The 26,809-nt window shown below is 71.1% G+C and carries 29 protein-coding genes, 2 pseudogenes and 1 riboswitch; of the genes and pseudogenes, 15 read left to right on the top strand and 16 right to left on the bottom strand.

Annotated elements, in window-relative coordinates; translation table 11 throughout:
- Positions 1 to 20: 20 nt before the first annotated feature.
- Positions 21 to 1,346 carry a lipase family protein gene (locus tag AC061S_RS32070; protein WP_478689388.1) on the bottom strand — a complete coding sequence of 442 codons (1,326 nt, stop codon included), beginning with the start codon at positions 1,344 to 1,346 and terminating at the stop codon, positions 21 to 23.
- 151 nt (positions 1,347 to 1,497) lie between these two features.
- Here AC061S_RS32070 and AC061S_RS32065 point away from each other — a divergent pair, with 151 nt between their 5' ends.
- The 3 genes from AC061S_RS32065 (at position 1,498) to AC061S_RS32055 (ending at position 2,936) form a co-directional block, all read left to right on the top strand.
- Positions 1,498 to 2,115, top strand: a complete 618-nt coding sequence (locus AC061S_RS32065) for a GNAT family N-acetyltransferase (protein ID WP_478689387.1) — start codon at positions 1,498 to 1,500, stop codon at positions 2,113 to 2,115.
- A 138-nt stretch (positions 2,116 to 2,253) separates the two neighbouring features.
- Positions 2,254 to 2,526, top strand: a complete 273-nt coding sequence (locus tag AC061S_RS32060; protein ID WP_478689386.1) for a CopG family transcriptional regulator — start codon at positions 2,254 to 2,256, stop codon at positions 2,524 to 2,526.
- Positions 2,523 to 2,936, top strand: coding sequence for a PIN domain-containing protein (locus AC061S_RS32055; RefSeq protein ID WP_478689385.1), 414 nt, complete (start codon positions 2,523 to 2,525; stop codon positions 2,934 to 2,936). Before AC061S_RS32060 ends, AC061S_RS32055 begins: the two co-directional genes overlap by 4 nt.
- A 19-nt stretch (positions 2,937 to 2,955) precedes the next feature.
- On the opposite strand, the gene AC061S_RS32050 is transcribed toward AC061S_RS32055, so the two are convergent.
- On the bottom strand, positions 2,956 to 3,294 hold the full coding sequence (locus AC061S_RS32050) for a GYD domain-containing protein (protein ID WP_478689384.1): 339 nt from the start codon (positions 3,292 to 3,294) through the stop codon (positions 2,956 to 2,958).
- Positions 3,295 to 3,542: 248 nt separating this feature from the next.
- Positions 3,543 to 3,761 (bottom strand): hypothetical protein, encoded by a 219-nt coding sequence (locus tag AC061S_RS32045; protein WP_478689383.1) that lies wholly within the window; start codon positions 3,759 to 3,761, stop codon positions 3,543 to 3,545.
- 116 nt (positions 3,762 to 3,877) lie between these two features.
- Between AC061S_RS32045 and AC061S_RS32040 the strand changes: the two genes are divergently transcribed.
- Both AC061S_RS32040 and AC061S_RS32035 read left to right on the top strand, forming a co-directional pair.
- Entirely contained in the window at positions 3,878 to 4,717 is an 840-nt protein-coding gene (locus AC061S_RS32040; protein WP_478689382.1) for a helix-turn-helix domain-containing protein, read from the top strand.
- Positions 4,701 to 4,958 (top strand): DUF397 domain-containing protein, encoded by a 258-nt coding sequence (locus AC061S_RS32035; RefSeq protein ID WP_478689381.1) that lies wholly within the window; start codon positions 4,701 to 4,703, stop codon positions 4,956 to 4,958. Before AC061S_RS32040 ends, AC061S_RS32035 begins: the two co-directional genes overlap by 17 nt.
- Before the next feature lie 18 nt (positions 4,959 to 4,976).
- Here the strand turns inward: AC061S_RS32035 and AC061S_RS32030 are convergent, their stop codons facing one another.
- Positions 4,977 to 5,276: a hypothetical protein gene (locus tag AC061S_RS32030; RefSeq protein WP_478689380.1), complete on the bottom strand. Its 300-nt coding sequence runs from the start codon at positions 5,274 to 5,276 to the stop codon at positions 4,977 to 4,979.
- 107 nt (positions 5,277 to 5,383) lie between these two features.
- Between AC061S_RS32030 and AC061S_RS32025 the strand changes: the two genes are divergently transcribed.
- Together AC061S_RS32025 and AC061S_RS32020 are read left to right on the top strand one after the other, a co-directional pair.
- Entirely contained in the window at positions 5,384 to 5,938 is a 555-nt protein-coding gene (locus AC061S_RS32025) for a SigE family RNA polymerase sigma factor (RefSeq protein ID WP_478689379.1), read from the top strand.
- Positions 5,935 to 6,930 carry a hypothetical protein gene (locus AC061S_RS32020; RefSeq protein WP_478689378.1) on the top strand — a complete coding sequence of 332 codons (996 nt, stop codon included), beginning with the start codon at positions 5,935 to 5,937 and terminating at the stop codon, positions 6,928 to 6,930. Before AC061S_RS32025 ends, AC061S_RS32020 begins: the two co-directional genes overlap by 4 nt.
- A gap of 154 nt (positions 6,931 to 7,084) precedes the next feature.
- Here the strand turns inward: AC061S_RS32020 and AC061S_RS32015 are convergent, their stop codons facing one another.
- The 3 genes and pseudogenes from AC061S_RS32015 to AC061S_RS32005 form a co-directional block, all read right to left on the bottom strand.
- A complete protein-coding gene (locus AC061S_RS32015) occupies positions 7,085 to 7,531 on the bottom strand; it encodes an N-acetyltransferase family protein (RefSeq protein WP_478689377.1) in 447 nt (148 codons plus the stop codon).
- Positions 7,532 to 7,541: 10 nt separating this feature from the next.
- A pseudogene (locus AC061S_RS32010) lies at positions 7,542 to 7,817 on the bottom strand (MFS transporter); the annotation flags it as partial.
- A gap of 303 nt (positions 7,818 to 8,120) precedes the next feature.
- The gene (locus tag AC061S_RS32005; protein WP_478689414.1) at positions 8,121 to 9,308 is read right to left on the bottom strand and encodes a S8 family peptidase; all 1,188 of its coding nucleotides are present in this window, start codon (positions 9,306 to 9,308) and stop codon (positions 8,121 to 8,123) included.
- Positions 9,309 to 9,722: 414 nt separating this feature from the next.
- Here AC061S_RS32005 and AC061S_RS32000 point away from each other — a divergent pair, with 414 nt between their 5' ends.
- The 3 genes and pseudogenes from AC061S_RS32000 to AC061S_RS31990 all read left to right on the top strand — a co-directional run bounded on the left by AC061S_RS32000 (position 9,723) and on the right by AC061S_RS31990 (position 11,260).
- Positions 9,723 to 10,079 (top strand): protease inhibitor I9 family protein, encoded by a 357-nt coding sequence (locus AC061S_RS32000; protein ID WP_478689376.1) that lies wholly within the window; start codon positions 9,723 to 9,725, stop codon positions 10,077 to 10,079.
- A gap of 152 nt (positions 10,080 to 10,231) precedes the next feature.
- Positions 10,232 to 10,414 (top strand): annotated as a pseudogene (locus AC061S_RS31995) (IS5/IS1182 family transposase); the annotation flags it as partial.
- 231 nt (positions 10,415 to 10,645) lie between these two features.
- Positions 10,646 to 11,260, top strand: a complete 615-nt coding sequence (locus tag AC061S_RS31990; RefSeq protein ID WP_478689375.1) for a hypothetical protein — start codon at positions 10,646 to 10,648, stop codon at positions 11,258 to 11,260.
- Between the two features lie 90 nt (positions 11,261 to 11,350).
- Here the strand turns inward: AC061S_RS31990 and AC061S_RS31985 are convergent, their stop codons facing one another.
- The 4 genes from AC061S_RS31985 to AC061S_RS31970 form a co-directional block, all read right to left on the bottom strand.
- Positions 11,351 to 11,743 (bottom strand): Uma2 family endonuclease, encoded by a 393-nt coding sequence (locus AC061S_RS31985; RefSeq protein WP_478689374.1) that lies wholly within the window; start codon positions 11,741 to 11,743, stop codon positions 11,351 to 11,353.
- 12 nt (positions 11,744 to 11,755) lie between these two features.
- On the bottom strand, positions 11,756 to 13,216 hold the full coding sequence (locus AC061S_RS31980; RefSeq protein ID WP_478689373.1) for an alanine/glycine:cation symporter family protein: 1,461 nt from the start codon (positions 13,214 to 13,216) through the stop codon (positions 11,756 to 11,758).
- 110 nt (positions 13,217 to 13,326) lie between these two features.
- On the bottom strand, positions 13,327 to 14,190 hold the full coding sequence (locus AC061S_RS31975) for a haloalkane dehalogenase (RefSeq protein ID WP_478689372.1): 864 nt from the start codon (positions 14,188 to 14,190) through the stop codon (positions 13,327 to 13,329).
- A gap of 75 nt (positions 14,191 to 14,265) precedes the next feature.
- Positions 14,266 to 15,087, bottom strand: coding sequence for an SDR family oxidoreductase (locus tag AC061S_RS31970; protein WP_478689371.1), 822 nt, complete (start codon positions 15,085 to 15,087; stop codon positions 14,266 to 14,268).
- Positions 15,088 to 15,187: 100 nt separating this feature from the next.
- Here AC061S_RS31970 and AC061S_RS31965 point away from each other — a divergent pair, with 100 nt between their 5' ends.
- Complete coding sequence (locus AC061S_RS31965) at positions 15,188 to 15,763, top strand: TetR/AcrR family transcriptional regulator (RefSeq protein WP_478689370.1); 576 nt, start codon at positions 15,188 to 15,190, stop codon at positions 15,761 to 15,763.
- A gap of 378 nt (positions 15,764 to 16,141) precedes the next feature.
- On the opposite strand, the gene AC061S_RS31960 is transcribed toward AC061S_RS31965, so the two are convergent.
- Complete coding sequence (locus AC061S_RS31960) at positions 16,142 to 16,759, bottom strand: phosphoribosylanthranilate isomerase (protein WP_478689369.1); 618 nt, start codon at positions 16,757 to 16,759, stop codon at positions 16,142 to 16,144.
- A 123-nt stretch (positions 16,760 to 16,882) separates the two neighbouring features.
- Between AC061S_RS31960 and AC061S_RS31955 the strand changes: the two genes are divergently transcribed.
- Entirely contained in the window at positions 16,883 to 17,473 is a 591-nt protein-coding gene (locus AC061S_RS31955) for a Uma2 family endonuclease (RefSeq protein ID WP_478689368.1), read from the top strand.
- A gap of 108 nt (positions 17,474 to 17,581) precedes the next feature.
- On the opposite strand, the gene groL is transcribed toward AC061S_RS31955, so the two are convergent.
- The 4 genes from groL to thrC all read right to left on the bottom strand — a co-directional run bounded on the left by groL (position 17,582) and on the right by thrC (position 21,800).
- A complete protein-coding gene (gene groL / locus AC061S_RS31950; RefSeq protein WP_478689367.1) occupies positions 17,582 to 19,204 on the bottom strand; it encodes a chaperonin GroEL in 1,623 nt (540 codons plus the stop codon).
- Between the two features lie 369 nt (positions 19,205 to 19,573).
- Positions 19,574 to 19,780: a cold-shock protein gene (locus tag AC061S_RS31945; RefSeq protein WP_008743607.1), complete on the bottom strand. Its 207-nt coding sequence runs from the start codon at positions 19,778 to 19,780 to the stop codon at positions 19,574 to 19,576.
- Positions 19,781 to 20,173: 393 nt separating this feature from the next.
- Positions 20,174 to 20,452 (bottom strand): ubiquitin-like small modifier protein 1, encoded by a 279-nt coding sequence (locus AC061S_RS31940; RefSeq protein ID WP_403717119.1) that lies wholly within the window; start codon positions 20,450 to 20,452, stop codon positions 20,174 to 20,176.
- 37 nt (positions 20,453 to 20,489) lie between these two features.
- Positions 20,490 to 21,800 carry a threonine synthase gene (gene thrC, locus AC061S_RS31935; RefSeq protein ID WP_478689366.1) on the bottom strand — a complete coding sequence of 437 codons (1,311 nt, stop codon included), beginning with the start codon at positions 21,798 to 21,800 and terminating at the stop codon, positions 20,490 to 20,492.
- A 17-nt stretch (positions 21,801 to 21,817) separates the two neighbouring features.
- Positions 21,818 to 21,976, bottom strand: a riboswitch (SAM riboswitch).
- A 185-nt stretch (positions 21,977 to 22,161) separates the two neighbouring features.
- On the opposite strand from thrC, the gene AC061S_RS31930 reads away from it, so the two are divergent.
- The 3 genes from AC061S_RS31930 to AC061S_RS31920 are packed head-to-tail and all read left to right on the top strand — an operon-like array spanning position 22,162 to position 26,629.
- Complete coding sequence (locus tag AC061S_RS31930; protein ID WP_478689413.1) at positions 22,162 to 23,178, top strand: glucosyl-3-phosphoglycerate synthase; 1,017 nt, start codon at positions 22,162 to 22,164, stop codon at positions 23,176 to 23,178.
- Between the two features lie 37 nt (positions 23,179 to 23,215).
- Positions 23,216 to 25,132, top strand: coding sequence for a DUF7927 domain-containing protein (locus tag AC061S_RS31925; protein WP_478689365.1), 1,917 nt, complete (start codon positions 23,216 to 23,218; stop codon positions 25,130 to 25,132).
- Between the two features lie 36 nt (positions 25,133 to 25,168).
- Positions 25,169 to 26,629: an alpha,alpha-trehalose-phosphate synthase (UDP-forming) gene (locus AC061S_RS31920; protein WP_478689364.1), complete on the top strand. Its 1,461-nt coding sequence runs from the start codon at positions 25,169 to 25,171 to the stop codon at positions 26,627 to 26,629.
- Positions 26,630 to 26,809 lie beyond the last annotated feature (180 nt).

Raw genomic sequence — 26,809 nt, 5'->3', positions numbered from 1 at the left:
TCGCTCAGAGACCCGTCACGTCACGGGCAGTTCGACGGAGCGGGCCTGCCCGCGAAGCGGTCCGCGATCCAGCCCAGGTACTCCGGCTCCGCGACGTTGGGGATCGTCTGGTGCGTCGCCCCCTGGTACTTCGTGTACTCGACCGGCTTGCCGAACCGGCAGGCCCGCTTCACGTACTCGTCGGTGGAGTTCGGGTTGATGACGGTGTCCGCCGTCCCCTGCATCACCAGGACCGGCGCCACCGAGGCGACCAGGCCCGCGGTGTTCTCGCGGAAGCGCCGGTGCCAGGCCTCCGGCACCACCGACAGCGGCTGGAACAGCGTGTCGAGCTGCCCGGCGTTGCCCACGTTGTTCTGGATCACGTCGGCGAGGTGCTCGATGCACATCACCCCGTCACCGCGCAGCGCCTCCAGACCGGCCGGCTTCAGCACGTCCTCGGCCTTCAGCTCGGGGTAGGCCGCGAGGAAGCCCCGGTAGACGTTGATGCGCAGCGCCGCGTTGTGGGAGGGCGAGGTGGCGGACGTCGGGCCGGGCAGCACCAGGCCGCGGAAGTCCGGTCCCAGGTTGGCGGCGGGCGCCAGCGCCGCGATGCCGACGAGCTGGGTCTCCGGGGTGTACGCCTTGTAGTTCTGGGCGATGAACGCCGCCGCACCGCCGCCCTGCGACCAGCCCAGCACGGCCGCCTTGCCGTTCGCATGCGTGTCCGTGATCTGGCGGGCCGCCCGCACCGAGTCCAGGACGTTGTTCGTCTCGGTCACGGCGACCGTGTACTGGTGCACGCCGGGGGTCCCCAGGCCCTGGTAGTCCGTACCGACCACGACGTCCCCGGAGTCGAGGAACTGCGTCAGCGCCGGCACGCCGACGTCGATGCCCCACGGGCTGTCGTAGGTGTAGTAGCCGACGAGGTCGGTCGCCGGGTTCGCCGCCGCGGAGGGCGCGCACTGGCGCGGTCCGCCCACGGTCCCGTGCGCCCAGGCCACGACGTTGCGGCCGCTTCGCGGCGCGGGGGCGTCGGGCCAGGCCACGATGCCCGAGACGGCGACGCGGGTGCCGTTCTGCAGGGTCGAGAGGTACAGGATCCGGCAGGCGCGCGCACCGTCGGGGGCGTCGACTCGGCGGGCCCAGATCAGGTCACCGTGCTCCCCCTCGGGCAGCGGCGACGGCGGATCGTAGAACTTCTCCCCTTCCGGACCGACCGGCACGCCCGGCGCACACAGGCCCTTGCCGCCCTTGCCGCCGTCCGGGTTCGTACCCGCGGCCTCGGTCGCCGTCGCGGCCGTCCCGCCGCCCAGCGCGAGGATCGCGGCCACACCGGCCGCGGTGATCGCCAAAAGCCGTCGTCTCATCTCATCGTCCATTCGCTCGGTACCGGGACGTGAGACTAGGAAGAAAGGGATGAAATGTCGCATACCGTGACGAGATGTCCGCCAGTTGTTACGGCCGCTGAAGCGACCGGCCCCCGATGGCGGCACCACGGCCCGGGCCGATGATGACGGCATGACCGACTCACCGCCCGCCGTGCCGATCATCCCGCCGACCGCCCCGATACCGCCCGTGGTCCCGTCGGGCCGGATGGCCGCCCTCGCCCAGCCCTCGTACGCCCTCCCCTGCGGGATGCGCCTGCGCCCCTGGGAGTCCTACGACGCCCCCGCGCTCGTGGCCGCGTACGCCGACCCGGACATCCGCCACTGGAACCGCCCGGACCCCCTCACCGAGGCCCGGGCCGTCACCCGCATCGCCCGCTGGCGCGAGCGCTGGCACACCGAACGCTCGGCGGTCTGGGCCCTGGCCCCCGCGGCCGGAGGCTCCGCGGTCGGCCTGATCGGCCTTGCCGACCTCGACCTGCGCGGCGGCAGCGGCGAGTTCGTGTACTGGCTCCTCCCGACCGCCCGCGGCACCGGAGCCACCGCCGAAGGCCTGTCCGTCCTGACCCGCTGGGCCTTCGACGACCTCGGCCTGCACCGGCTGCGCATCACGCACTCCGTGGCCAACCCGGCCTCCTGCCGCGTCGCCCAGAAAGCCGGCTACCCCCTGGAGGGCACCATGCGCGGCGCTCTCCTCCACGCGGACGGCTGGCACGACGAACACCTCCACGCCCGCCTGAGCACGGACTGAGGGCGGGCCCACCACCCCATCGAGCGAACCCGCACGAAAAGTCATCCACGGGCATGCATATGCCGAAAGCCTATGCACATGTACCTCCACGCCCCACACGCCGAACGCGGCGGTAGCATCGGAAGTAGCATGGGTGGCATGAGCGAGCCCACCCAGAAGTACTCCATCTCCATGCCCCGCGACATCGCCGAGGCCGCTCGCGCCCGCAGCGGCCCTTCCGGCCTCTCCGCCTACGTCACCGCCGCCGTGGCCCGCCAGATCGAACGGGACAACCTGGCGGAGCTCGTCGCCGTCGCGGAGGCGGAGCACGGACCGATCACCGCGGAGGAGATCGACGCGACCCGGGAGGAATTCCGCCGCGCCCACGGAGGGCAGTCCGCCGGCGACACCCAGCAGAAGGACGTCGCATGACGCTGAAGCCCAGCAAGCCCGGAGGCACCCTCGTGCTGGACAGCGAGGGACTCTCGAAGGCCGTACTGCGGGACCGCACGATCACCCGCTGGCTCGCCCTCGCCCTCGCGGACGACATGCGCGTCATCACCAGTACGGCCACCCTCGTCGAGGTGGTCCACCCGAAGATCAACATGCCCGCCCTCATGTGGGCACTGTCCCGCGTAGTGGTCGAGCCCGTCACCGAGGAGATCGCCCACGCCGCCACGACCCTGCTCCGTGAGGCCGGCCTGCACGGGCACAAGTACGCCATCGACGCGATGCTCGCCGCCACCGCACTCGCGGCGCCCGGCCCGGTCACCGTCCTCACCTCGGACCCGGAAGACCTCACCGCACTCTGCGGCACGCGCCTCGCTGCCGTGAAGGTCTAGAGGTCTTCCATCGCCGGGTTCACGCGGTACCGGACGCACCCGGCGGCCGGTACCGGATCTGCTCGGCCTTCCGCAGGGCGTCCAGCGTGTCATCGACGCTCAGGAGAACGGTCGTCTCGAACGAGCTGAGCGCCCCGCCTCCGCTGATCGCCAGGGCGACCGCGGCCATGGACACGTCGTCCGGAGCCTCCCAGAGGTTGTAGCCGTCGTGCGCGCCGAAGGCGTACCAGAAGCCGTGCAGCTTCCCGCCGACGGACTCGATGTACGACCGGGCGGCCTGTGCCCGGTCCTCGGGGTGGGCCATCAGCCTCGCCCAGGTCTCCGGCGTGTAGCTGAACCTCGACAAATAGAGCGGCATCGCGTCCCTCTTTCGTTTCGTCGACGATGCCCACGCCGGGCTCCAGAAGGGGCGGACCACGTCCGCGTTTCCCCCGAACGGCCGGGGACGACGACCGCCACGGCCCAACGGCGCTCAGGCCACCGGCGCCGGGGTGTGGATCCCGGCGGCACCCGCCGACAGGGCCCGGTGGGCGGCGGCGAGGCGGCGGACGGCCTCGGTGAGCCGGGTCGATCCCGCTGCGCGAGCTCCCCGGGCTCGACCGCCCCTCAGGGATGAGCCCGCTCGTGCAGTACGGCGGCCAGCCGGAGCGCGGTGTCCAGGTTGCAGCGCCCCAGATCGACCAGCGGCAGCCCGTACGACCCCGCCGCCGACACCCCGTCCACCCCGAGCGAGGGGAACACCACCCCTACGTCCGTCAGCGCGGCCTTCAACTGCCCCACGGCCTCCTCGGCCGCCAGCATCCGCTCCTTCGGTGTGAGCGCCATTTGCCATGTCACCTTTCGCTCTGAGTAGTCGAGTTCAGCACTCAGAGTGGCGACGGGCTGGCTAGCCTTCAAGGGGCCAGGCTCCAACAACCAAACCTGTTGGAAGGGGAGTTGCCATGCCAGATTCCGGGGACGTAGACCCGTTCTCCTCACCCCGCACCATGCTCGGCGCCGAACTGCGCGTCGCCCGCAAAAGGGCCGGCCTCAGTCAGGACAAACTCGGCGAGCCCCTCTTCGTCAGCGGCTCCTTCATCGGCCAACTCGAAGCGGGCACACGCCGGATGACGGTGGAACTCGGCCGCGAGATGGACAAGATCCTCGGGACGGACGACTTCTTCACCCGCAACTGCCAAGCCGTGACGAAGTTCAAGTACCCCGACCACTTCACGGAGGCCGCCGAGGCCGAGGGCCTGGCGAAGGCCATCCGCGAGTACGCGCCCCTGCTGATCCCGGGCCTGCTCCAGACGGAGGCCTACGCCCGAGCCGTCTTCCGCGCGTACCAGCCGACGGCCACGGAGGCGGCCATCGACGCCCTGGTCGAAGCCCGCTTGGTCCGCGCGGCGCTGCTCGCAGATCCAACAACCCCGTTGTTGTGGTGCGTGCTCGACGAGGCGGTACTCCGTCGGGTCATCGGGAGCCGGTCGGTGATGGCCGAGGCGTCGCGGCATCTCGCGGACCTGATCAGGGCCCACCGGATCATCGTCCAGGTGCTGCCGTTCAGTGCGGGTGCTCATCCAACCCTGGACGGCCCCCTCAAGTTGATGTCGTTCGACGACGCACCCCCGCTCGCCTATCTCGCCGGCCACACAACAGGGCTGCTGGTAGACGATCCAGCCACGTTGGCACGCCATTTCCTGACCTACGATCTCCTCACCGCCAGCGCGCTGGCACCACGTGAATCACTGGCCTTGATCGAATCTGTGGCGGAGGATTACGCACATGACGAGCAGGCCTGAATACGACATCTCGACTGCCACGTGGCACAAATCCAGCTACAGCGGCGGCGACGGCGGCGACTGCCTGGAGATGGCGACCTGGCGCAAGTCCACCCACAGCGCGGGCGACGGCGGCGACTGCCTGGAAGTCGCCGACGGCCACCCCGGCATCGTCCCCGTCCGCGACTCCAAGGACCCCGAAGGCCCCCACCTCACCTTCGGCGCCCCCGCCTGGTCCACCTTCGTGGCCACCCTCCACTAGCCGAGGGGGCGGAAACGCTCAGCGCGCGTCGAACGCCGCCTGCAGCGCGTCCGCCGTGGGAACGATGACCACCGCGTTCCCCTGAAGCTCCGAGGGAAGGTGGCGGCTCTCCTCCTCTTGGAAGATCAGCGTGTCACCGGCCTGCGGGACGATGGCAGCCCCGAGGGCTGCCGCCAGCCGGGCGAGCACGCCGAACATCGCGCCGCGGGCGAAGTGTGTCGCCGTCACGCACGGCGCCGTCACCTGCCGGAACCGTTCGGTGTCCAGCGCGACGACCTCTCCGTCCGCGAACCGGAGCAGGAAGATGCTGTAACTCACGGACACACTCTGCCATCACCATGATCCGCCCCCGGCAGATTTCCTGGTGCTGCCGGGCAACCGAATGCGGGCGGGTGGTGGTCAAGGGGGCGAAGGAGGGGGTTGAGATGAACGCCGAGCATGAAGCGCACTTCCAGGCCTTCGTCGCCGCGCGGTGGACCACTCTGGTGCGGACCGCATACCTGCTCACGGGCGATCCGCACGATGCGGAGGACGTGACCCAGACCGCGCTCGCGAAGGCGTACCGGTCCTGGCGGCGGGTGGCGCGCAGCGACAGTCCGGAGGCGTACGTCCGCCGGATGCTGGTCAGTTGCAACCACGACCGCTTCCGCAAGCGGCGGGTCGCGGAGCGGCTGACGGGCTCGGTACCGGACACCTCGGTGCGCGAGAACGCCGTGGCCCGGGCCGATGAGCGCAGCGCGCTCATGGCGGCGCTCGCTCAACTGCCCGCCCGGCAGCGGGCGGTGGTGGTCATGCGGTACTGGGAGGACCTCTCGGAGGCCGAGACCGCCGACGTACTGGGCTGCTCCCCCGGCACCGTCAAGAGCCAGGCGTCCAAGGCGCTGGCGAAACTCCGCGCGTGGCCCGGGCTGGAGCAGGTCACGGCGGAGTACGACACGAGAAGCGAAAAGAACGAGACGGATCAGGGGGCGCTCCGGTGAACGGGCGGCAGTACGGGGAGCAGGACGGCGGGTTGGACGTCGAGCGGGGCGCCGGGGGCGACGGGACCGCCGGGCAGCGCGGCTTCGAGTCCGACCTGCGGGTGCGGATGGCGCAGGGCGTGGCGGGGGTGCGGCCCGGGGCCGTGCCGTACCAGGCGATCGTGCGGCAGGGCCGCGCGGAGCTGCTGCGGCGCCGGCTGGCGGTGGCGGGGGCGGCCCTGGTCGCGCTGGCCGTCGTACCGGCCACGGCGATCGCGTTCACCGGGAGCGGTGGCGGCGGCGCGGACGACGGCGCCGGACCGGCGAGCCGGGTGGTCGTCACGGACGACCCGTCACCGAGCGAGGCCGCGCGGACGCCCGCGCCGGCCCCCGGGCCGACTCCGCCGGAGACCCGCGAGCAGCTCGCCGACGGCATCACCTACGCGGCCGCGGCCGCCGGGCTGGAGCAGTGCCTCGACTTCGACCGGGCCCACCCCACCGGCTCCCCCCGGGGCGGCCTGGGGCAGGCCGCCGAGTACCGGATCCTGCTCGCGCACCGCAGTACGGGCAACGACAACTCCCCGGGCAACGGCCAGTACATCGTCGCCGTGAAGGACGCCCCGGAGGCCGTCCGGATCATCTGCAGCATCAAGGACGGCCGGGCGAGCGGCATCAGCACCTCCTCCGGGGGGAGCTCCGACCCCACCGCCGGGGCCGTCGCCCCCGACGACAACGGGGGCAAGCTGTACCTCCAGCGGCTGCGCCGGGAGGGCGCGTGGCAGCTCCCCTTCCGCTGGGGCAGCATCGGCACGGTCACCCCCGCCGTCACCCGGGTCACCGTCACCTATGGCGGCACGACCGTCGAAGCCGCGCTCGACCACGGCCACTTCGCCGCCACCGGGATCCTGGAGCGCGCCGTCACGCAGGCTCCGCGGATCCGCGGCTACGACGCCCGGGGCACCCAGGTCTACGACTCCGACCGGGACCGGTCCTACCAGAAGCCCATCCCCTAGCCGGGGAGGGGGAGCGGGGTCCCGTCGCCGTACAGGGGTCGGCGACGGGACCCCGCTCCGCACCTCGGGCCGGGGTTCGGCAGTGGGAAGACCGCGAACCGGATCCGGGTCACCCGACCGCAGGGCGGCCACCCGGGGGCCCGTCCCGACCAGGTCAGCGGCGACGGGGCTCGCGCACCATGAACACGTCCACCGGATCCTCGGCCTCGAGTCGGAACCCGTGCCGCTCGTACAGCCCCCGGGCCGCACTGCCCTGGAGCACGTTCAGCCGGACCCGGGTGCCGTTGCGGTCGCGCTGCTCCAGCAGTCCGCGCAGCACGGCCGCACCGATGCCCCTGCCCTGCACCTGTGGGGCCAGGTAGAAGTGCTCCAGCCAGTGGGCGTCCTCGGCCGGTCTCAGCGACACGCAGCCGGCGAACGTACCGTCCACCTCGATCACCCAGGTGTGCGCCGGCTCGAACCCGTCCCGCAGCCGCTGCCGCACCCGCTGCTCGTCGTACCGTCCGAGCCGCTCCAGATCCGCCCGCAGCACCACGGCCCTCAACTCGGCCACTGCCTCGACGTCCGCCACCAGAGCCGGCCGCACCTCCCAGTCCCCCATGATCGAAAGGCTATCGCGCCGAGTTCGGCGCGCTCCGCGAGAAGTGGCGGGCCGTCGGTACCAGGGCCGCCGCCGGTACGAGGAAGTCCAGCGAGGAGACCCGGGCCAGCCGGTCCGGGGCGACTTCGCGCTGGGTGGCGGTGAACCAGGGCACGTTGAAGAGCTCGATCCCGATCCCGATCCCGGCGACGGCGTGGGCGGCCACGACCACGCCCGGGTGCACGGGCAGCACGAGGCTCAACGGGGCGAAACCGTACGCCGCCAGTCCCGCGAAGGCGGCCCAACCGCCCTCGCCGGCCGTGTCGACCTGCTGCGCCGGCACGCGGTGTTAGCCGGCCTGTCGACCGGCGCCTGCTACCTCGCGGCGCGGCACGAGCGCGAGCGCTCACCCCACCGCACGGTCCTCTTCATCGCCCCGGACACCGGCCACCGCTACGTCGGACACCGTCTACGCGAGGCACCGCGAGGCCGCTCCGATCGCGGACCTCGCCCCGCGCGAGGTGACCGACCGGAGCGAGCCGGCCCTGCCGTGGTCGCGGATTCGGTGGAACCGCGCCGCTGCGTGAGCGCCACGTGGTCGTGTCCGCCGTCAGAGGCCGTTGGTGAACAGCAGCTCGTTCGGGGTGCCCTTGCTGATGCTCTTCAGGACGTCCTTCGTGGACTCGTCCCGCAGGTACTCGACGATGTCCTGCGGCGTCGCGGACGGGTTCGCCTGCTTGTAGAGGACGGCCACGCCGGTGACGTGCGGTGCGGCCATGGACGTGCCGCTCTCGGCCCTGCTGCCGCCGCCCAGCTTGGCGGAGACGACCGCCTCTCCGGGCGCGTACAGGCTCACGCACGTACCGTAGTTGGAGAAGCTGGTCTCCTCGTCCCACCGGTTGCTCGCCGCGACCGTGAGCACCTTCCCCGCCGACGCGGGCGAGACCAGGCAGGCGTCCTTCGAGGAGTTGCCCGCCGCGAAGACCGGCAGGACGCCCGCGTCCGTCACGGCGTCCGCAGCCTCGTTCAGCACCTGGGACTTGTCGCCGCCCAGGGAGCCGTTGAGGACGGCGGGCTGCTTGGCGTTCTTGGCCACCCAGTCCAGGCCCGCGATGATCCCGGAGAAGTCGCCCGTGCCCTCGCAGTTCAGGACGCGGACGCTGACCACGTTCGCCTTGCGCGCCACCCCGTACGTCTTGCCGGCGACCGTGCCCGCCACGTGCGTGCCGTGGCCGTTGCAGTCCTGGCCGTTGCGGCCGTCGTTGATCGCGTCGAAGCCGAAGGAGGCCCGCTCGCCGAACTCGTCGTGCTTGTAGTCGATGCCCGTGTCGAGGACGTACGCGGTCACCCCGGCGCCGTTGCCCTGGGTGGTGAAGGTGTTGTCGAGCGGCAGGTTCTTCTGGTCGATCCGGTCCAGGCCCCAGGAGGCGGACGGCCCGCGCAGGGCGGTGGCCGTCGTCGCCGCCCTCGACGGCGCCGAGACCTTCGCGTCCGCCTCCACCGACTTCACGCCCAGGCTGACGCGGGCGATCTCCAGCTGGAGCTTGGTCATGGGGACGGCGAAGCCGTTCATGGCCCTGGTGTAGAGGAACTTCGGCTTGAGGTTCAGCCGCTCCGCCACCTTGGCCGGGTCGTAGCCGGGCTCCAGGGTCACGATGTACTGGCCGGGGATGGCGTTGGCCGAGACGGTCAGCGGCACCGGGGTGGGCTCGGGCGCGGCGTCGGCGGACGCGGAACCGACGGCCACGGGGGTGACGGCGAGCAGGGCGGCGGTGGCGGCGCGGGCGAGCAGGCGCATGGACATCGAGGGACTCCCGAACGGTGGAGGGCGGCATGCGGAAGCCGCCCTCCGTTCGGCGGGAACACCCATGCGGAACCCGTCCCGGAGTGCGGCCCTCCCGTTCATCGGCTGGCCGGCCGCGTGCCTTGACCGGGCGGGCGCGCCCGTACGGACGCGTGCCGGGCCCGCGCGGGCTGATTCTCGTACCGACTGAAGAAAGGATTCCGTCCGCTGGTCTCCCGGCCCTCCCCGCCTGCGCGGCCGACCTCGCGCCCGTGCGGCGCGGGCCGGCAGGTTCACCCGTACGGAAGGCACCGCGCGCGCATCCGGCGAGGGGCGCACTCACGGTTCCCGCTGTTCGCCCCCCGCCCGCGACCGGCGCGCCGCCGAAGGTCGTTGACCGGACCGGCCGTACGTGGTGGCCTCGCCGTCATGCGTACCCGTACGAGCTGGACCCTGCCGACCACCCTCGCCGCCCTCGCCCTGGCGGCCGCGGCCGCCCTGCCCGCGCACGCCGCCGCCCCCTCCCCCTCCACCGTCCCCGCGACTCCCGCGTCCCGTACGGCCCCGGCCGAGTGGCCGACGTACATCGTCACCGTGCACCGCGGCCTCGACCCGGCCGCCGTCGCGGACGCCTACGGGATCACCCCGGTCCACGTCTACCGCCACGCCATCAACGGCTTCAGCGCCCGCCTCTCCCCCGACCAGGTCGAGGCGTTGCGGGCGACGGCGGTCGTGGACTCGGTGGAGAAGGACGGCCCGGTCGCCGTCTCGGGCCCGGCGGTCTAGGGCGTTTCCTTCGGATCATCTGATCGCTGGTTGACGTGTGTCGTTGACTGCCGCGCAGTGGGCGCGGATCGAGCCGTTAATGCCGGAGCGGACACCGAAACGGGGTGGGCGGTGGCGTGATCACCGGCAGGTGATCGACGCGATCGCGTTCAAGTACCGCGTTCCCACAGATCATGGCCCGATTACGAGTTCCGCGGCCGGTCGGCAGACCGAGAGTGGCACCGGACGTGGTGCTGGCCGACAAGGCCTACTCGTCCCGCGCGATCCGCTCCCACCTGCGTCGGCGCGGGATCCGGGCGGTGACTCCACAGCCCTCCGAGCAGGCCGCCAACAAGACCGCCACCATCTACCTCGCCGGACTCCACCTCGCCGCCATCCGCATCTGGTCAGCCAGGTGATCCGAAAGAAGCGGCTTAGCCCGCTCGGCGGGGGCCGGACGGGGGCTTGTGTACGGCAGACGAGGTAACTATGGGTAGATAATATGAAACTGACGGTTGCTCTGGGTAGCGCTCAGGACCGACGGGCCCTCGACCCGGTCCGCGTTCGGCAACCGAAGGACAGCACCCATGAACATCCTCCGCACGGCACGCATCGCCGCCCCCGCCCTGGCCGCCCTCACGCTGACGCTGGCCTTCGCCGGCCCCGCGTCCGCCGCCCCCGCGTTCGTGATGCGCAGCGGAAGCCAGATCAACTTCGCCGCCCTGCCCGGAGAGTCGAACAACGTAACCTTCAGCGTCAGCAGCGGATTCCTTACGGTGAGCGACGCCGTGAACCCCCTGACCCCCGGCCCCGGCTGTGTCCAGTTCGGCAACCCCAACACCGTCCGCTGCGGTTCGGCGGGCGGGGTGACCCGTATCCAGGCGTCGATGGGCGACCGCGACGACGTGGCCACCAACAACACCGCGATCCCGAGCGACCTCGTCGGCGGGGAGGGGGACGACATCCTCGTCGGCGGCAGCGGTGCCGACCGGCTGACCGACTCGGACGGCTGGAACGCCTCGCCCGGCAGCACCCTCACCTTCAACGGGCGAGGCGGCAACGACACCGTCCTCAGCCGCAACGGCGGATTCGATCGCATCAACTGCGGTGAGAACGCCGGCGACTTCGACATGCTGCTGGCCGACTCTGCCATCCTCGACGCCGTGGTCCCGGGCACGTGCGAGTTCGTGCAGCGCTTCTAGACCGCCCGCCGGGCGGCGGTGGGGCGGGCCCGCTCCGCCGCCGCCGGGGGCCTGACCGGCAAGATCCGAAAGAGACGCCCTAGCCCCGGATCAGTGCGGGAAGCTCCCCGTGTCGAGCGTCAGCGCGAAGGGCTCGGGGAGCCGCAGCGCGTCACCGAAGGCCACCCGGACGGCGTGTTTGTACGCGCCGTTCTGCGGTTCGGTGAACAGGGTGGCCGTGGGGCCGTGCTCGTCGAAGCGGTCGATGAGGAGGTAGACCGGCACGGGGGCGTGGGCGTAGGCCCAGAGCTTCTTCTTCCGGTCGTCATCGGCATTGCTCCGGGAGGTGATCTCCACGACGAGCAGCGCCTCGGCCGCGTCGACCGGGTCAGAGACCTCGGCTTCCACACCCCTGACCAGAACGGACGGAACGACGACCAGGTCAGGCACGTAGAGCTTGTCCAGTGGGGCGATGTGGATGCCGAGCGTCTGGTAGAGACCCACTCCGACAGCCCGCTACACCCGTTCCGGGGCCTGCGCCGACGGGACCGTCGTGCGGACCGGGTCCCAGCACTGGACGCCCTTCAGGTCCGGCATGCGGTCCCGGGTGAAGACCGGCTCCAGGCCCGCCCGGCGCTGGGCGAGGTAGTCGTCCAGGAGGCGGAAGGCGATGGCCGACAGCGGGATGATCGCGGCGAGGTTGATCAGAGCCATGAGGCCCATGAACACGTCCGCCAGGTTCCAGACGACCGACACCGAGCCGAGCGAACCGAGCACGACCGCCGACAGGACCAGCACCCGGTATCCCGGCAGGACCCACCGCTTGCGGGTGATGAACTGGATGTTGGTCTCGCCGTAGTAGTAGTTCCCGATCATGCTGCTGAAGGCGAGCATGAAGACCACCACGGTCAGCAGGTGGCCGGCCCAGCCGCCCAGCGTGTCGCTCAGCGCCGTCTGCGTCAGGTCGGCGCCCTGGCGGCCCGACAGCTCCGGGTTGGTGACGAGGACGATGAAGGCCGTCATCGTGCACACCAGGAGGGTGTCGAAGAAGACGCCGAGGGACTGTACGAGGCCCTGCTTGACCGGGTGCGAGACCTCGGCGGCCGCGCCCGCGTTCGGGGCCGAGCCCAGGCCCGCCTCGTTGGAGAACATGCCGCGCCGGATGCCCTGCTGGATGGCCGCGCCGATACCGCCCGCCGCCAGCTCGCGGAAGCCGAAGGCGCCACCGACGATGTCCGCGATGACCCGGGGGAACTCGGTGATGTTGAGGAGGACCACCGCCGCGCCGAGCAGCAGGTAGACGATCGCCATCACCGGCACCAGGACCGTGGTGATGGACGAGATCCGCTTGACCCCGCCGAAGACGGCCAGGCCCAGCAGGGCGGCCAGCAGCACGCCCAGCGAGGGGCAGAACCAGTTCGATCCGTCCGCGTCGGCCAGCGACCCGGCGGCGACGGCGGTGATGGTGTTGGCCTGCACGGCGTTGAAGACGAAGCCGAAGGTGACGGTGATCGTCACCGCGAAGAGCACCCCGAGCCAGCGTTTACCGAGCGCCCGCTGCATGTAGTAGGCGGGGCCGCCCCGGTAGGCGCCGCTGGAGTTCCGCACCTTGTAGAGCTGGGCGAGGGCCGATTCCACGAAGGCGGAGGCCGCGCCGATCAGCGCCATCATCCACATCCAGAAGACGGCGCCCGCGCCGCCCAGGGTGATGGCGGCGGCGACACCGGCGATGTTGCCCGTACCCACGCGCGCGGCGGCCGAGATCGTGAAGGCGCCGAAGGACGAGACCTGCTTGCGGCCGTCGGCGCGCGGCGGGGTCTTCTCCTTCACCACCCGGAACATCTCGGGAAGCAGGCGCAGCTGCACACCCCGGGAGCGGACCGTGAAGTACAGGCCCGCACCGACCACCAGCGGAATCAGCAGGTAGGTCCAGAGGTGATCGTTGACGTTGACGATCACCGAATCCAGAGTGTCCATGTTTCGAAGTCTCCCCGGGGCGGAAGGCCCACCGACAGGGACCTACGTCCGCCGCCGGGGGGACGGAAGACCCGAGCCGCCCGCCCTTCGCCCCGTCTCGGCGACCGGGCTCACCCCCACAGCCCGTGCCGCCCCGCCCAGTCCCGTACCGCCGCCGCGACCAGCAGCGGGTGGTCCTCCGGGGTGTGGTGCCCGGCGAGCACGTCGTCGTGCCGGGCCAGTTCCAGGGCGGCCATGTTCGCCACGCACCAGTCGACGGTCTCCGGTCCCGTCATCGCCCCGGGCCCCTGGGCGAAGGTCAGCAGCAGCTTGGGCACGTCCGGGCTCGCCGCGAGCCACTCCCCGTACGCCGCCACGCGGGCCACCACCTCGGCGGGCTCCCCGCCCAGCGGCATCGACCGGGCCCACTGGAGCAGCGGGCGCCGGCTCTCCCTCGTCGGGTACGGCGCCCGGTAGACCTCCAGGGCGCCCGGGCCGAAGGTTCCGGGCAGCGCCTGCTCGATGAAGGCGTTCTCGTCGAGGATCATCGCCTCACCCACCCCGGGCGTCTTGATCGCCCGGAACAGCTCGCGGCCGCCCTCCGGGAACTCCTCCCAGCTCATCGGCTTGACGATGGTTTCGGTGAACGCGATCCCGCGCACCCGCCCCGGATGCCGGGCAGCCCGGTCGAAGGCGAGCGCGCCTCCCCAGTCGTGCCCGACCAGCACCGCCTCGTCTAGGCCGAGCGCGTCGAACCAGGCGTCGAGGTAGCGGGCTTGATCGGCGAAGGTGTAGCCGACGTCGGGCTTGCCCGAGTCCCCCATCCCGATCAGGTCCGGCGCGAGCAGCCGGGCCGGGCCGCCGACGGCGGGGAGGACCTCCCGCCAGAGGTGGGAGGAGGTCGGGTTCCCGTGCAGGAAGACCACGGGCACACCGGTACGCACACCGGCCTCCCGGTAGTGGATCGTCGAATCGAGTACGGGCTGTACGGGCATGGCTGCTGCTCCTGGGAGTTGGGAACGAGAAAGAGGGGACGAGAAAGAGGGGGAAGGGGAAGGGGCCGGGGCCGGTCAGCGGAAGGCCGCCGCCGAGCGGTCCGCCCAGGCGGCGAAGGGGCGCGGGGACCTCCCGAGGATCCGCTCGACGGCCGGGCTGACGGCCCGTTCGGCGGCGACCGGCGCGCCCAGGATCGACAGCGTGCCCTCCACCGCCGGCTCGGGCATGAAGGTCAGCATCTGCGCCCGGGCCTCCTCGGGGCTCTGCTCCACGAACCGCACCGGCTCGCCGATCGCCCCCGCGAGCGCCTCGGCCCGCTCGCGCGGGGTGACCGGCGCCGGGCCGGTCAGGTCGTACGTGTGGCCCGCGTGCCCGGAGCCCCGCAGTACGGCCGCCGCGACCTCGGCCACGTCCGCCGGGTCGACCGTCGGCAGCCCGACGTCCCCGAAGGGCGCGGCCGCCGTGCGGTGCGTACGGATCGACTCGGCCCAGGCGAAGGCGTTGGAGTCGAGCCCGCCCGAGCGCAGGACCGTCCACTCCAGGCCGGACCGGTGGACGGCCTCCTCGAAGTCGGCGGGGTGCCGGTACTGCTCGGGCCGGGTGCCGACGCCCTGCGAGGACAGCAGTACGACCCGGCGTACGCCGGCCTCCGCGGCCAGGCCGAGGACCCCCTGCGGCTCCTCACCGGCGACGAGCAGGAACAGGGCCCGGGCCCCGGCGAGGGCGGGCCGCAGGCTCTGCGGCTCGGCGAGATCGGCCCGATGATGGCGGACCCCCTCGGGCAGGGCGCCCTCCGGCGCCCGGCGGGAGACGGCGGTGACCCGTTCCCCCGCCGCCGCGAGGATCCGTACCAGCTCGCTGCCGACGTTTCCGGTCGCACCCGTGATGACGATCATGAAAGGCTCCCAGCTCCCACCCGCGAAGTGAGTTAGCCGACTGACTAACTCCTGGGACGACCATAGCCCTCCAGGGCGGCGCCCGTCTACACTTAGTCAGGTGACTTACTCAGGTACGAAGCGCGGGGGCAAACGCGAGCGCCTCGCCGCGGCCGCGGCCCAGGTCCTGCACGAACAGGGCATGGAGAAGACGACGATCGCCGACATCGCGCGCGCGGCCGACGTCCCGCTCGGCAACGTCTACTACTACTTCAAGACCAAGGACCAGCTGGTCGAGGCGGCCATCGACGCCCACGCCCAGACCCTCGCGGGCATCATCAGCGCCCTCGACGAACTCCCCACCCCCCAGGACCGGCTGAAGGCCCTCCTCGCCGGCTGGGTCGACCAGCGCGAGCTCACCGCCCGCTACGGCTGCCCCACCGGGTCCCTCGCCTCCGAGCTCGACAAGCGCGACGACGGCCTCGACCAGACCCTCGCCAAGGTCATGCGGGTGCTGCTCGACTGGGCCGAGCAGCAGTTCCTCGCCTTGGGCCGGACCAGCGACGCACGCGAACTCGCGGTCGCCCTGATCGCCTCGTACCAGGGCATCTCGCTGCTCACGAACACCTTCCGCGACCCGGAGATGATGGCCTCGGAAGGGCGTCGCCTGGAGCGCTGGATCGACTCGCTGGCCTAGGTCCTCTGTCGTGACGGCGGTGGCGCCCGGGTACGAGAAGGTGCCCGCGGGCAGGCAGCCGGCCCCCGGTCCGTCCCGAGGCCGTCGCAGTGCTCGTCCTTGAGGGTGAAGAGGACGGTGTGCGGGTACCGGCCGAGGTCCGGCGCGACCCTGGCCCGCTCCTCCTCGGCGTAGATCTAGCGGGCCGTGGCGGTCTGCCGCGGGTGGCTGGACCCTGCGGGGCGGAGTCCCCTACCCGCCCTTCGCCCGTTCCCAGGGCTCTGCCCTGACCCGGTCCTCACACGCCGGACGGGCTGGAAGGGGTCCGGGCTGCGCCCGGACCCCCCTCGAACTCCGCGCCTCACGCGCCGGACGGCTGAAGACACCCAGCCCCGACCCTCAGACCCGGCGGGACCCCGCACTCCGGGCCGCCGTGATGAAGGCGCGGATGAGGTCCGGGGACTTCACCCCGCGCTCGCTCTCCACGCCGCTGGAGACGTCGACACCCCAGGCGCCGGTGACCGTGAGGGCCTCCCCGACGTTCGCCGGCGTCAGCCCGCCCGCCAGCAGCCAGCGGCCCGCGGGGGCGGAGAACTCCGCCGAGCCCCAGTTCCACGGCTTGCCGGAGCCGGGGTCCGGGGCGTCGAGGAGCAGCAGGTCCTCGCCGTACTCCCCGCAGCGCTCCACGGGCCGCGCCGTGGCCCGCAGCAGGGTGCGGCCCTCGGCGCGCAGCGCCGCGAAGTCCTCCGGGCCCTCCTCGCCGTGCAGCTGCACGCCCCGTACGCCGCTCTCCTCGGTGAACCGGCGCACCTCCGCCACGGACTGCCCCCGGAACACCCCTACGGTGAGCACCCCGTCCGGTACGTGCCCGGCGAGTTCCCGTGCCGTCTCGGCATCGACGGTACGCGGGCTGCCGGGCGCGAACACGAAGCCGACGGCATCGGTCCCGGCCGCCACGGCGACCTCGACGTCGTGCGCGGTCCTGAGCCCGCAGATCTTGACGAACACATCAGTCATGTCTGCAGTCAACCAAAGGTCGGGGGGCTGGGGCGGTCCGTCCCATAGGCCGGGCACGGCGGTCTGCCCGCCGCTAGCCTGGGACGAGGCACACATTCAGGGGCACAGCACGCCATCCGGAGGATGACGGTGACGATCATGACCGAGCGGGCCACACCCATAGAGACGCTGTCGGGGCCGCCGACATTCGAGGAGCTCCTGCAGACGGTTGCGGAGATGAACACGCCAGACGGCTTCAAGGCCGAGCTCATCCGGGGGAAGATCGTCGTGTCGCCGTTTTCCAAGCTGCGCTACTACCGGCCCATGCGTGCGCTCCGGAAGCAGATCGAGGCCCACGCCCCCGAAGGACACGGTGCGGACACCTCACCCTTCCTCTTCCGGTTCTCGGCCTCCGAGCGCGCCTACGGGCCAGACCTGTTCGTTGCGGATGAGGCGGCCTTCGAGGGGGAGGGCCGACACGCGGACGGTGCGGCTCTGTCCCTAGTAGCCGAGTTCACCTCGGTGTCCACGAGAGACGCCGACTGGAACGAAAAGCTGGACGTGTACGGCCTGCTCGTCCCCGTCTACCTGGTCGTCGACATGCAGGACTCGGAGATCACCTGCTTCTGGGACCCCTCCCCGCACGGATACCGCTCCCGTACGACGGTCTCCTTCGGCCAGCCCCTGCACGTCCCGGAGCCGTTCGGCTTCGACATTGACACCACCGGCTTCTAGGGCCGCGCAAACGCCCGAGGGCGGTACCCCCTCCGTCAGGAGGGGGTACCGCCCTCGGTACGTGATGCGAACAGCCGATCTACCTTCGGGCCGGAGCCCGGGGGCGGATCAGAAGTCCATGTCGCCGCCCGGCATGCCGCCGCCGCCAGCGGCGCCGGCCTTCTCGGGCTTGTCGGCGATGACGGCCTCGGTGGTGAGGAAGAGGGCCGCGATCGACGCCGCGTTCTGCAGGGCAGAGCGGGTGACCTTCGCCGGGTCGATGATGCCCGACGCGATCATGTCGACGTACTCGCCGGTCGCGGCGTTCAGGCCCCAACCGATCTGCAGGTTGCGGACCTTCTCCACGACGACGCCACCCTCGAGACCACCGTTGACGGCGATCTGCTTGAGCGGGGCCTCCAGCGCGAGCTTGACGGCGTTGGCGCCGGTCGCCTCGTCGCCGGTGAGCTCGAGCTTGTCGAAGACCGAGGAGGCCTGCAGCAGGGCCACGCCGCCACCGGCGACGATGCCCTCTTCGACGGCCGCCTTCGCGTTGCGAACGGCGTCCTCGATGCGGTGCTTGCGCTCCTTGAGCTCCACCTCGGTCGCGGCGCCGGCCTTGATGACCGCGACACCGCCGGCGAGCTTCGCCAGGCGCTCCTGCAGCTTCTCGCGGTCGTAGTCCGAGTCGGAGTTCTCGATCTCGGCGCGGATCTGGTTGACGCGGCCCTGGACCTGGTCGCTGTCACCGGAGCCGTCGACGATGGTCGTCTCGTCCTTGGTGATGACGACCTTGCGGGCGCGGCCGAGCAGGTCGAGACCGGCGTTCTCGAGCTTGAGGCCGACCTCCTCGGAGATGACCGTGCCGCCCGTGAGGATGGCGATGTCGCCGAGCATGGCCTTGCGGCGGTCGCCGAAGCCCGGAGCCTTGACGGCGACGGACTTGAAGGTGCCGCGGATCTTGTTGACGACGAGGGTGGAGAGCGCCTCGCCCTCGACGTCCTCGGCGATGATCAGCAGCGGCTTGCCGGACTGCATGACCTTCTCCAGGAGCGGCAGCAGGTCCTTGACCGAGCCGATCTTGGAGTTGACGATCAGGATGTACGGGTCGTCGAGGGACGACTCCATGCGCTCCATGTCGGTGGCGAAGTACGCCGAGATGTAGCCCTTGTCGAAGCGCATGCCCTCGGTGAGCTCGAGCTCCAGGCCGAAGGTCTGCGACTCCTCGACCGTGATGACGCCTTCCTTGCCGACCTTGTCCATGGCCTCGGCGATGAGCTCGCCGATCTGGGTGTCGGCGGCGGAGATGGAGGCCGTAGAAGCGATCTGCTCCTTGGTCTCGACATCCTTGGCCTGCGCCAGCAGGGCGGCGGAGACGGCCTCGACGGCCTTCTCGATACCGCGCTTGAGGGCCATCGGGTTCGCACCGGCGGCCACGTTGCGCAGGCCCTCGCGGACGAGCGCCTGGGCGAGAACGGTGGCGGTGGTCGTACCGTCGCCGGCGACGTCGTCCGTCTTCTTGGCGACTTCCTTGACCAGCTCGGCGCCGATCTTCTCGTACGGGTCCTCGAGCTCGATCTCCTTGGCGATGGAGACACCATCGTTGGTGATCGTGGGGGCGCCCCACTTCTTCTCAAGGACGACGTTGCGACCCTTGGGGCCAAGGGTGACCTTGACGGCGTCGGCGAGCTGGTTCATGCCTCGCTCGAGACCGCGCCGGGCCTCCTCGTTGAACGCAATGATCTTGGCCATCTGAAGTGGTCCTCCCGGACAGCGGTGGATTGCTCCCGGACCGCGCCCGCGCCCGCGACGGACGGCCTGCGTGCCCGGCGGTTTCTTCCCGCCGGACCCTGCGGGCCTCACTGACCCGGTCCTCGTATAGGTAGCACTCTCACCAGGAGAGTGCTAACGCCAATGATTAGCACTCGACCCCCCCGAGTGCAAGCGGCTTCGGGTAACCCGGGATGAACAGCCGGACGCCGCAAGGGCGCCGGGGCCGCCACGCACGAGGGGCCCGCATCCCGTGTCCAGGATGTGGGCCCCTCGTACATATGCCGTTGTGCCGTCGTGCGCGGCCGCTGTGCGCGGCCCCGTACGTGTCGGTGGTCGATCGCGGTCGGACTAGCCGGCGGCGAGCTTGACCATGTCCGCCTGCGGACCCTTCTGGCCCTGCGAGATCTCGAACTCGACCCGCTGACCCTCTTCAAGGGTGCGGTACCCGTCCATCTGGATGGCGCTGTAGTGGACGAACACATCCGCACCACCGTCGACCGCGATGAAGCCGTAGCCCTTCTCCGCGTTGAACCACTTGACGGTGCCCTGAGCCATGCCTAACTCCCCTATTACTGGCCCTTGCGCAGGACCGCACTTCGCGGTCCCGGGTCAGAACTTGCGCCGGAACGCCTCGACCGGGGCTGAATGTATCCGCACCGCTGCTGTCTGCAACAGGTCATTCCGACGAGAATTCTGGACACGGCGAAAGATTGAAATAGGGTGAAAACCCAGAATATTCCAGGGCAACTCGGGCCGGACAAACTTCGCCAAGGACCCATAGCGCACTTGCATGTTGACTCAATGTCAACCCTGTCGCGGCCCGCTCATATGCGGCGGGCAAGAACAGCGGAGGGGACTTCCCCAACTCTACCGCGCCCAACCAAGCAGAATTGCCCCCTCCGTTTAGTAACGGAGGGGGCAATTCAGTTTCTACGAGCCGTTGGCTGCTCAGCAGCCGCCCGCGACAGCGGGGATGATCGAGATGCCGGCGCCGTCCGGAGTGGACGTCTGCAGCCCGCCCTCGAAGCGCACGTCGTCGTCGTTGACGTAGACGTTGACGAAACGGCGCAGCTTGCCCTGGTCGTCCAGGACGCGCGCGGCGATGCCGGGGTGGCTCGCCTCCAGGGACTGGATGACCTCTTCGAGGGTCGCGCCCTCGGCGGAGACCTCGGCCTGGCCGCCGGTGTAGGTGCGCAGGATGGTGGGGATGCGGACGTTGACGCTCATGGCGCTACTGCCTTTCCGGGGTGCAGGGAGAAGAGGATCAGGCCAGGTTGGCGGCGCGGAACGCGTCCAGGCTGGGGCGGATGGTGGCGGTCTGGCCGCTGTCGGCGGCCACCGCCTCCAGGGTCTTGAGGCCGTCACCGGTGTTCAGGATCACGGTGGTCAGCGTGGGGTCGAGCTGCCCGTTCTCGATGAGCTTCTTCGTCACGCCGACGGTCACGCCGCCCGCGGTCTCGGCGAAGATGCCCTCGGTCTGGGCGAGGATCTTGATGGCCTCGACGACCTGCTCGTCGTTGACGTCCTCGACGTAACCGCCGGTGCGGCGTGCGATGTCCAGGACGTACGGGCCGTCCGCCGGGTTGCCGATGGCCAGCGACTTGGCGATGGTGTTCGGCTTCTGCGGGCGGACCACCTCGTGACCGGCCTTGAAGGCGGTCGAGACGGGCGAGCAGCCCTCGGCCTGGGCACCGAAGATCTTGTATGGCTTGTCCTCGACGAGGCCGAGCTTGACGAGCTCCTGGAGACCCTTGTCGATCTTCGTGAGCTGCGAGCCGGACGCGATCGGGATGACGATCTGGTCGGGCAGCTGCCAGCCGAGCTGCTCGCAGATCTCGTACGCCAGGGTCTTGGAGCCCTCGCCGTAGTACGGGCGCAGGTTGACGTTGACGAAGCCCCAGCCCTCGCCCAGCGGGTCGCCGATGAGCTCGGAGCAGAAGCGGTTGACGTCGTCGTAGTTGCCCTCGATGCCGACCAGGTCGCCACCGTAGACACCGGCCATGACGACCTTGCCCTGCTCCAGGTCGTGCGGGATGAACACGCAGGAGCGGAAGCCGGCGCGGGCGGCCGCGGCGCCGACGGCGCCGGCCAGGTTGCCGGTGGAGGAGCAGGAGAGGGTGGTGAAGCCGAAGGCGCGGGCGGCCTCGACGGCGATGGCCACGACGCGGTCCTTGAAGGAGTGCGTCGGGTTGCCGGAGTCGTCCTTGACGTACAGCTTGCCGGTGACGCCGAGCTCCTTGGCCAGGTTGGCCGCGTCCACGAGCTTGGTGAAGCCGGGGTTCAGGCTCGGCTTGGAGGCCACGTCCGCCGGGACGGGCAGCAGCGGCGCGTAACGCCAGATGTTGTTCGGGCCGGCCTCGATGGCGGCGCGCAGGGCTTCCGGGTCGCCCAGCGGCAGGTCGTAGGCGACTTCGAGCGGTCCGAAGCACTCGGCGCAGGCGAAGATCGGGCCGAGCTCGAAGCGGGTACCGCACTCACGACAGGAAAGGCCGGTGGCGGGACCGAGATCGACAGAGGTGCTCGAAGCGGTGTTTTCAACGGTTTCGGCAGAGGTTGCGACAGACTGTGCAGCCATGATGGCGAGGCCCTTTCTCCTCATCTTCCCCATGGCGCACTTCGCCATGAGACGGAATTGGCACCTTCCCTAGCCGGGGACCTCGCTGGCGGCGCTGGAATGCGCGATCGCGAGAACCGACTGGAGGGTTGCCGGGGCTTCAACGGGCCGTGTCCCTCTGCCCCTCTGGATGAGCGGTATGGCACCGGCACACGCGCTCTATGGCGCGCCGGTGCGTTTGTACGCGGGCCCCCCGGCATGCGGTGGACCTTCGCGTTGTTCAAGACTGTAACCGAAGGCCCGGGTGGTTGAGACAGCCGTCCGAACCGCGAGATGGATCACATTTCGGTCCAAACCAGTGAAGAACCAGGGAGTGCTGAAGGTGCTGGAAGAGGTGGAGCGCTGGCTGGCAGACCGCTCCTGGTCAGCCGCCGACCGACCGCTCGGCCAGTTGCTTTCCGCCAAGCGGGCAGCGGGCACCACGGTGAGCGTGGTGCTGCCGGCGCTGAACGAGGAGGCGACGGTCGGCGAGATCGTCGAGGTGATCCGGCGCGAGCTGATCGAGGGCCTGCCGGTGCCCCTGGTGGACGAGCTCGTCGTGATCGACTCGGGTTCCACGGACCGCACCGCGGAGGTCGCGGCCAAGGCCGGGGCCCGGGTGGTGCACCGCGACGAGGTCCTGCCGCGGATCCCGGCGCTGCCCGGCAAGGGCGAGGTGCTGTGGCGCTCGCTGCTGGTCACCAGCGGTGACGTCGTCTGCTTCGTGGACGCCGATCTGCGCGATTTCTCGTCCACCTTCGTCTCCGGGATCGTCGGACCGCTGCTGACCGATCCGGACGTGCGGTTCGTCAAGGCGATGTACGACCGCCCCCTCGGCCCGGAGTTCGGCGGCCCGGAGTTCGGCGGCCCGGAGTTCGGCGGCCCGACCGCCCCGGCCTCCTCCAAGGCCCACGGCCAGGGCGGCCGGGTCACGGAGCTGGTGGCCCGCCCCCTGCTCAACCTCCACTGGCCGCAGCTGGCCGGCTTCGTCCAGCCGCTGGGCGGCGAGTACGCCGTGCGCCGCGAGCTGCTGGAGCGGCTGCCGTTCCCCGTGGGCTACGGGGTCGAGCTGGGCCTGCTGGTGGACGCGCTGCACACGGCCGGGCTGGACGCGCTGGCCCAGGTGGACGTGGGCGTCCGGCTGCACCGGCACCAGGACGGCCAGGCACTGGGGCGGATGGCCGCGGCGATCTACCGCACGGCGCTGGCGCGGCTCGCGCGCGGGCACCTCGTACGCCCCGAGCTGACGCAGTTCGAGCGCGGCCCGGAGGGGTTCGTACCGCACACCTACGCCGTGGACACCGAGGAGCGGCCGCCGATGCGGGACATCGAGGAGTACGCGCGCCGTCGCGTGGCGTAACGGCCGAATCGGACCCTATCGGTCTAATTTCCCTTTCATGGGGTTTATACGTTTCAGACATGTATGGGGAGCTGCCCTCGCGACGGCCGGGGGTGCGGCGCTGCTGTTCGGCTCGCTGAGCGGACCGGCCGTCGCGGAGGTGGTCTCCCCCTTCGAGAAGCGGTACGACGAGGCGCTCTACGGGGACTTCGTCACGCTGGGCAACACGGTGATGGGCTGCCCGCAGGCACCGCCCGCCGAGGCCGCCGAGTGCGCCGAGGTCCAGCGGGGCGGGGGCACGAAGAACAACAACGACTTCGTCGCACGCCCGGTCGACGCGGCCGGGCTCCGGACGGACACCGGCACCTCCAGCACCGGCCTGCTCACCGTGCCGCCGGGCGCGGAGGTGGCGTACGCGCGGCTCTTCTGGGGCGGCAACAACGGCGCCTACAAGCTCGGCTCGAACCTCATCAAGCGGTGCGACGTCTCCGGCGAGGACGTGGAGCGCGCCCCCGGGGACCCGCTGACCACCCGCCCGGTCGTCAAGGTCGGCTCGGGCGCCGCCCGGCCGGTGACCCCGTCGGACATGGTCGAGGACCCGGCGCGGACGGGCGGCCCGCACTACTACACGGGCGAGTCCGACGTCACCGCCGCCTTCGCGGACGTGGCCACCGGCTCCCCGGTGACGGTGGCCGTCGGCAACATCTGGGCCCCGCAGGGGCGCGGCTGCGTCGCCGGCTGGTCCCTGACGGTCGTGTACGCGTACCCCGGCCCGAATGAGCACGCGCCCGAGCGGCGCAACGTCTACGTCTACGGCGGCCACGTCCTCCAGCGCTCGACCAGCCCGGACACCACCGTCAAGGTCTCGGGCTTCTACCGCACCGGCGACGGCCCGGTCCGGGCGAGCGCGACGGCGTACGAGGGCGACTGGAACACCGAGGGCGACCGGTTCCGCGTGAACGGGGCGAACATCGCCAACCCCGCCAACGGGGCGGCCGACAACTTCTTCACCAGCTCGGCCGACGGCGCGCTGCAACCGAAGCACGCCAACAACCTCAGCATCGACGCGAAGTCCTTCGACATCCCGGCGGCCGCGCTGCCGGCCGGAGCCACCTCCGCCGACCTGACGTTCCGCACCCGCGGGGACACGTACGTCATCTCGCAGTTCGCGCTGGCCGTGCCGGTGCCGGACCTGGAGGTGAAGAAGACGGCCTCGCCCGCGAAGTCGGTCGCGCCCGGCGACACGGTGACCTACACGATCACCGCGAAGAACATCAGCAGCCTGGACTACCCGAACGCGAAGCTGACGGACGACCTGACGGAGCTGCTGGACGACGCGTCCTTCGACGGGGTGGTCACGGCGGACCTCGGTTCGGCCTCGTACACGGCGCCGAAGCTGTCCTGGACGGGCGACGTCCCGCAGGGGAAGACGGCGACGATCACCTACGAGGTGAAGGTCGACGACCCGCTGACCGGCGACGGCAAGCTGACGAACAACGTGGTCGCGGAGAGCGGCCGCACCAACTGCGAGGACGGCTCGAAGGACCCGGCGTGCGCACCGGTCCCGCCGGTGATCACCATCCCGGACCCGTCGCCGTCGCCGTCCCCGTCGCCGTCGACCTCTACGCCGACCAGCCCGTCGCCGTCGCCCTCGACGTCCGCGTCGCCCTCGCCCTCGCCGTCGACGTCCGCGTCGCCGAGCACCTCGGCCTCCCCGTCGCCGTCGACCTCCGCGTCGGCGACCCCTTCACCCACCACCGTCCCCTCCCCCTCGTCCACGCCTCCCACGACGCAGCAGCCACGACCGCTGCCGGAGACTCCCGTGGATCCGGTGCCCCCGAGCCCCTCGGGCGGGAACCTGGCCACCACCGGCTCTGACGGCCGGGAGCTCTGGATGATGGGCACGGCGGCCGCCACGCTCACGGCACTCGGCGGTGTGGTCTTCCTCTCGGTCCGGCGGACGCGCAGGCGCTGACGTTTGACCGGAGGCGAGGCGGGCTAGGTTCGCCGCATGGCTTCCCAGGTGCTCGTCGCCGCGAACCGCGGCCCCCTCTCGTACGCCCTCGCCACGGACAGCACGCTCAGTGCCCGCCGCGGCGGGGGCGGCCTCGTCTCCGGCCTCTCCGCCGCCCTCGCGGAGCAGCCAGGGGCGCTGTGGATCTGCGCGGCGCTGTCGGACGCGGACCGGGAGGCGGTACGGCGCGGGGTCGCCGAGCCGGGCGTACGGATGCTGCCGATCGACCCGGCGGTCTACGACGACGCGTACAACGGCATCGCGAACTCCGTGCTGTGGTTCCTCCACCACCACCTGTACGAGATCCCGCGCGAGCCGGTCTTCGACGCGGAGTTCCGGCGGCAGTGGGGCTCGTACGTCACGTACAACGAGGCCTTCGCGGCGGCGCTGGCGGAGGAGGCGGCCGAGGGGGCGACGGTCCTGATCCAGGACTACCACCTGGCCCTGGCCCCCGGGATGCTCCGCGAACTCCGCCCTGACCTGCGGATCGGGCACTTCACGCACACGCCGTGGGCGTCGCCGGAGTTCCTGGGGATGCTTCCGGAGGACATCCGGAGCCAGTTGCTCTGGGGGATGCTCGGGGCGGACCGGCTGGGGTTCCACACCCGGGAGTGGGCGGACAACTTCATCAGCGGCGCGATGGCGGACGACGTGCGGGGCATCGCGCAGGGGTGGATTCCGACCGGCCCCGAGCGTGGCGTGCAGCACCGCCGGAGGACCACGGACGGGGACTGGCGCGGGGAAGCCCGGTTCACGCACGTGACCCCGTACCCCCTCGGCGTGGACGGGGACGAGCTGCGCGCGCTCGCGCACCGGCCGGAGGTGGACGACAAGCTGGCGGCGCTGCGGGCGGAGGTCGGCGGGCTGAAGACGATCGTCAGGGTGGACCGGACGGAACTGTCGAAGAACATCCTGCGGGGGCTGCTGGCCTACCGGGAGCTGCTGACGGCCCACCCCGAATGGCGCGGCCGGGTGGTCCACCTGGCCTCCGCCTATCCGTCCCGGCAGGACCTGACCGTCTACCGGGAGTACACCGAGTCGGTGCGGGAGCTGGCGGCCGCGGTCAACGCGGAGTTCGGCACGGCCGACTGGCAGCCGGTACTGGTCTCCGTAGAGGACGACTTCGCGCGGTCGCTGGCCGCGTACCGGCTGGCGGACGTGGCGCTGGTCAATCCGGTGCGGGACGGCATGAACCTCGTCGCGAAGGAGATCCCGGTGGTCTCGGAGGCGGGGTGCGTGCTGGTGCTGTCCACCGGGGCGGGGGCGTACGAGGAGCTGGGCGCGGATGCGCTGACGGTGAACCCGTACGACGTCACGGCGACGGCGGAGGCCCTGCACGCCGCGCTCTCCATGCCGGCGGCGGAGCGTGCGGACCGCACGAAGCGCCTGGCAGTGGCCGCCACGGCCCTCCCCCCGGCCCAGTGGCTCACGTCCCAGCTGGACGCCCTGCGCACCTGAGCGCGCCGCTGCGCGGGGCGAAGTCCCCTCCCCGCCCTTCGCCCGTTCCCCGGGCTGCGCCCGGACCCCTGGGGCTCCGCCCCAGACCCCGCGCCTCAAACGCCGGCGGGGCTGGATGTATCCAGCCCCGGCGACGGCGGCGCGCGGCTAGTCCGAGAGCCCTGCCAGGTCGCGGAGGCG

Source organism: Streptomyces sp. CA189 (genome assembly GCF_056428985.1).
The sequence above is the reverse complement of the archived record's forward strand: the minus strand, read 5'-3'. Positions and strand labels throughout refer to the sequence as shown.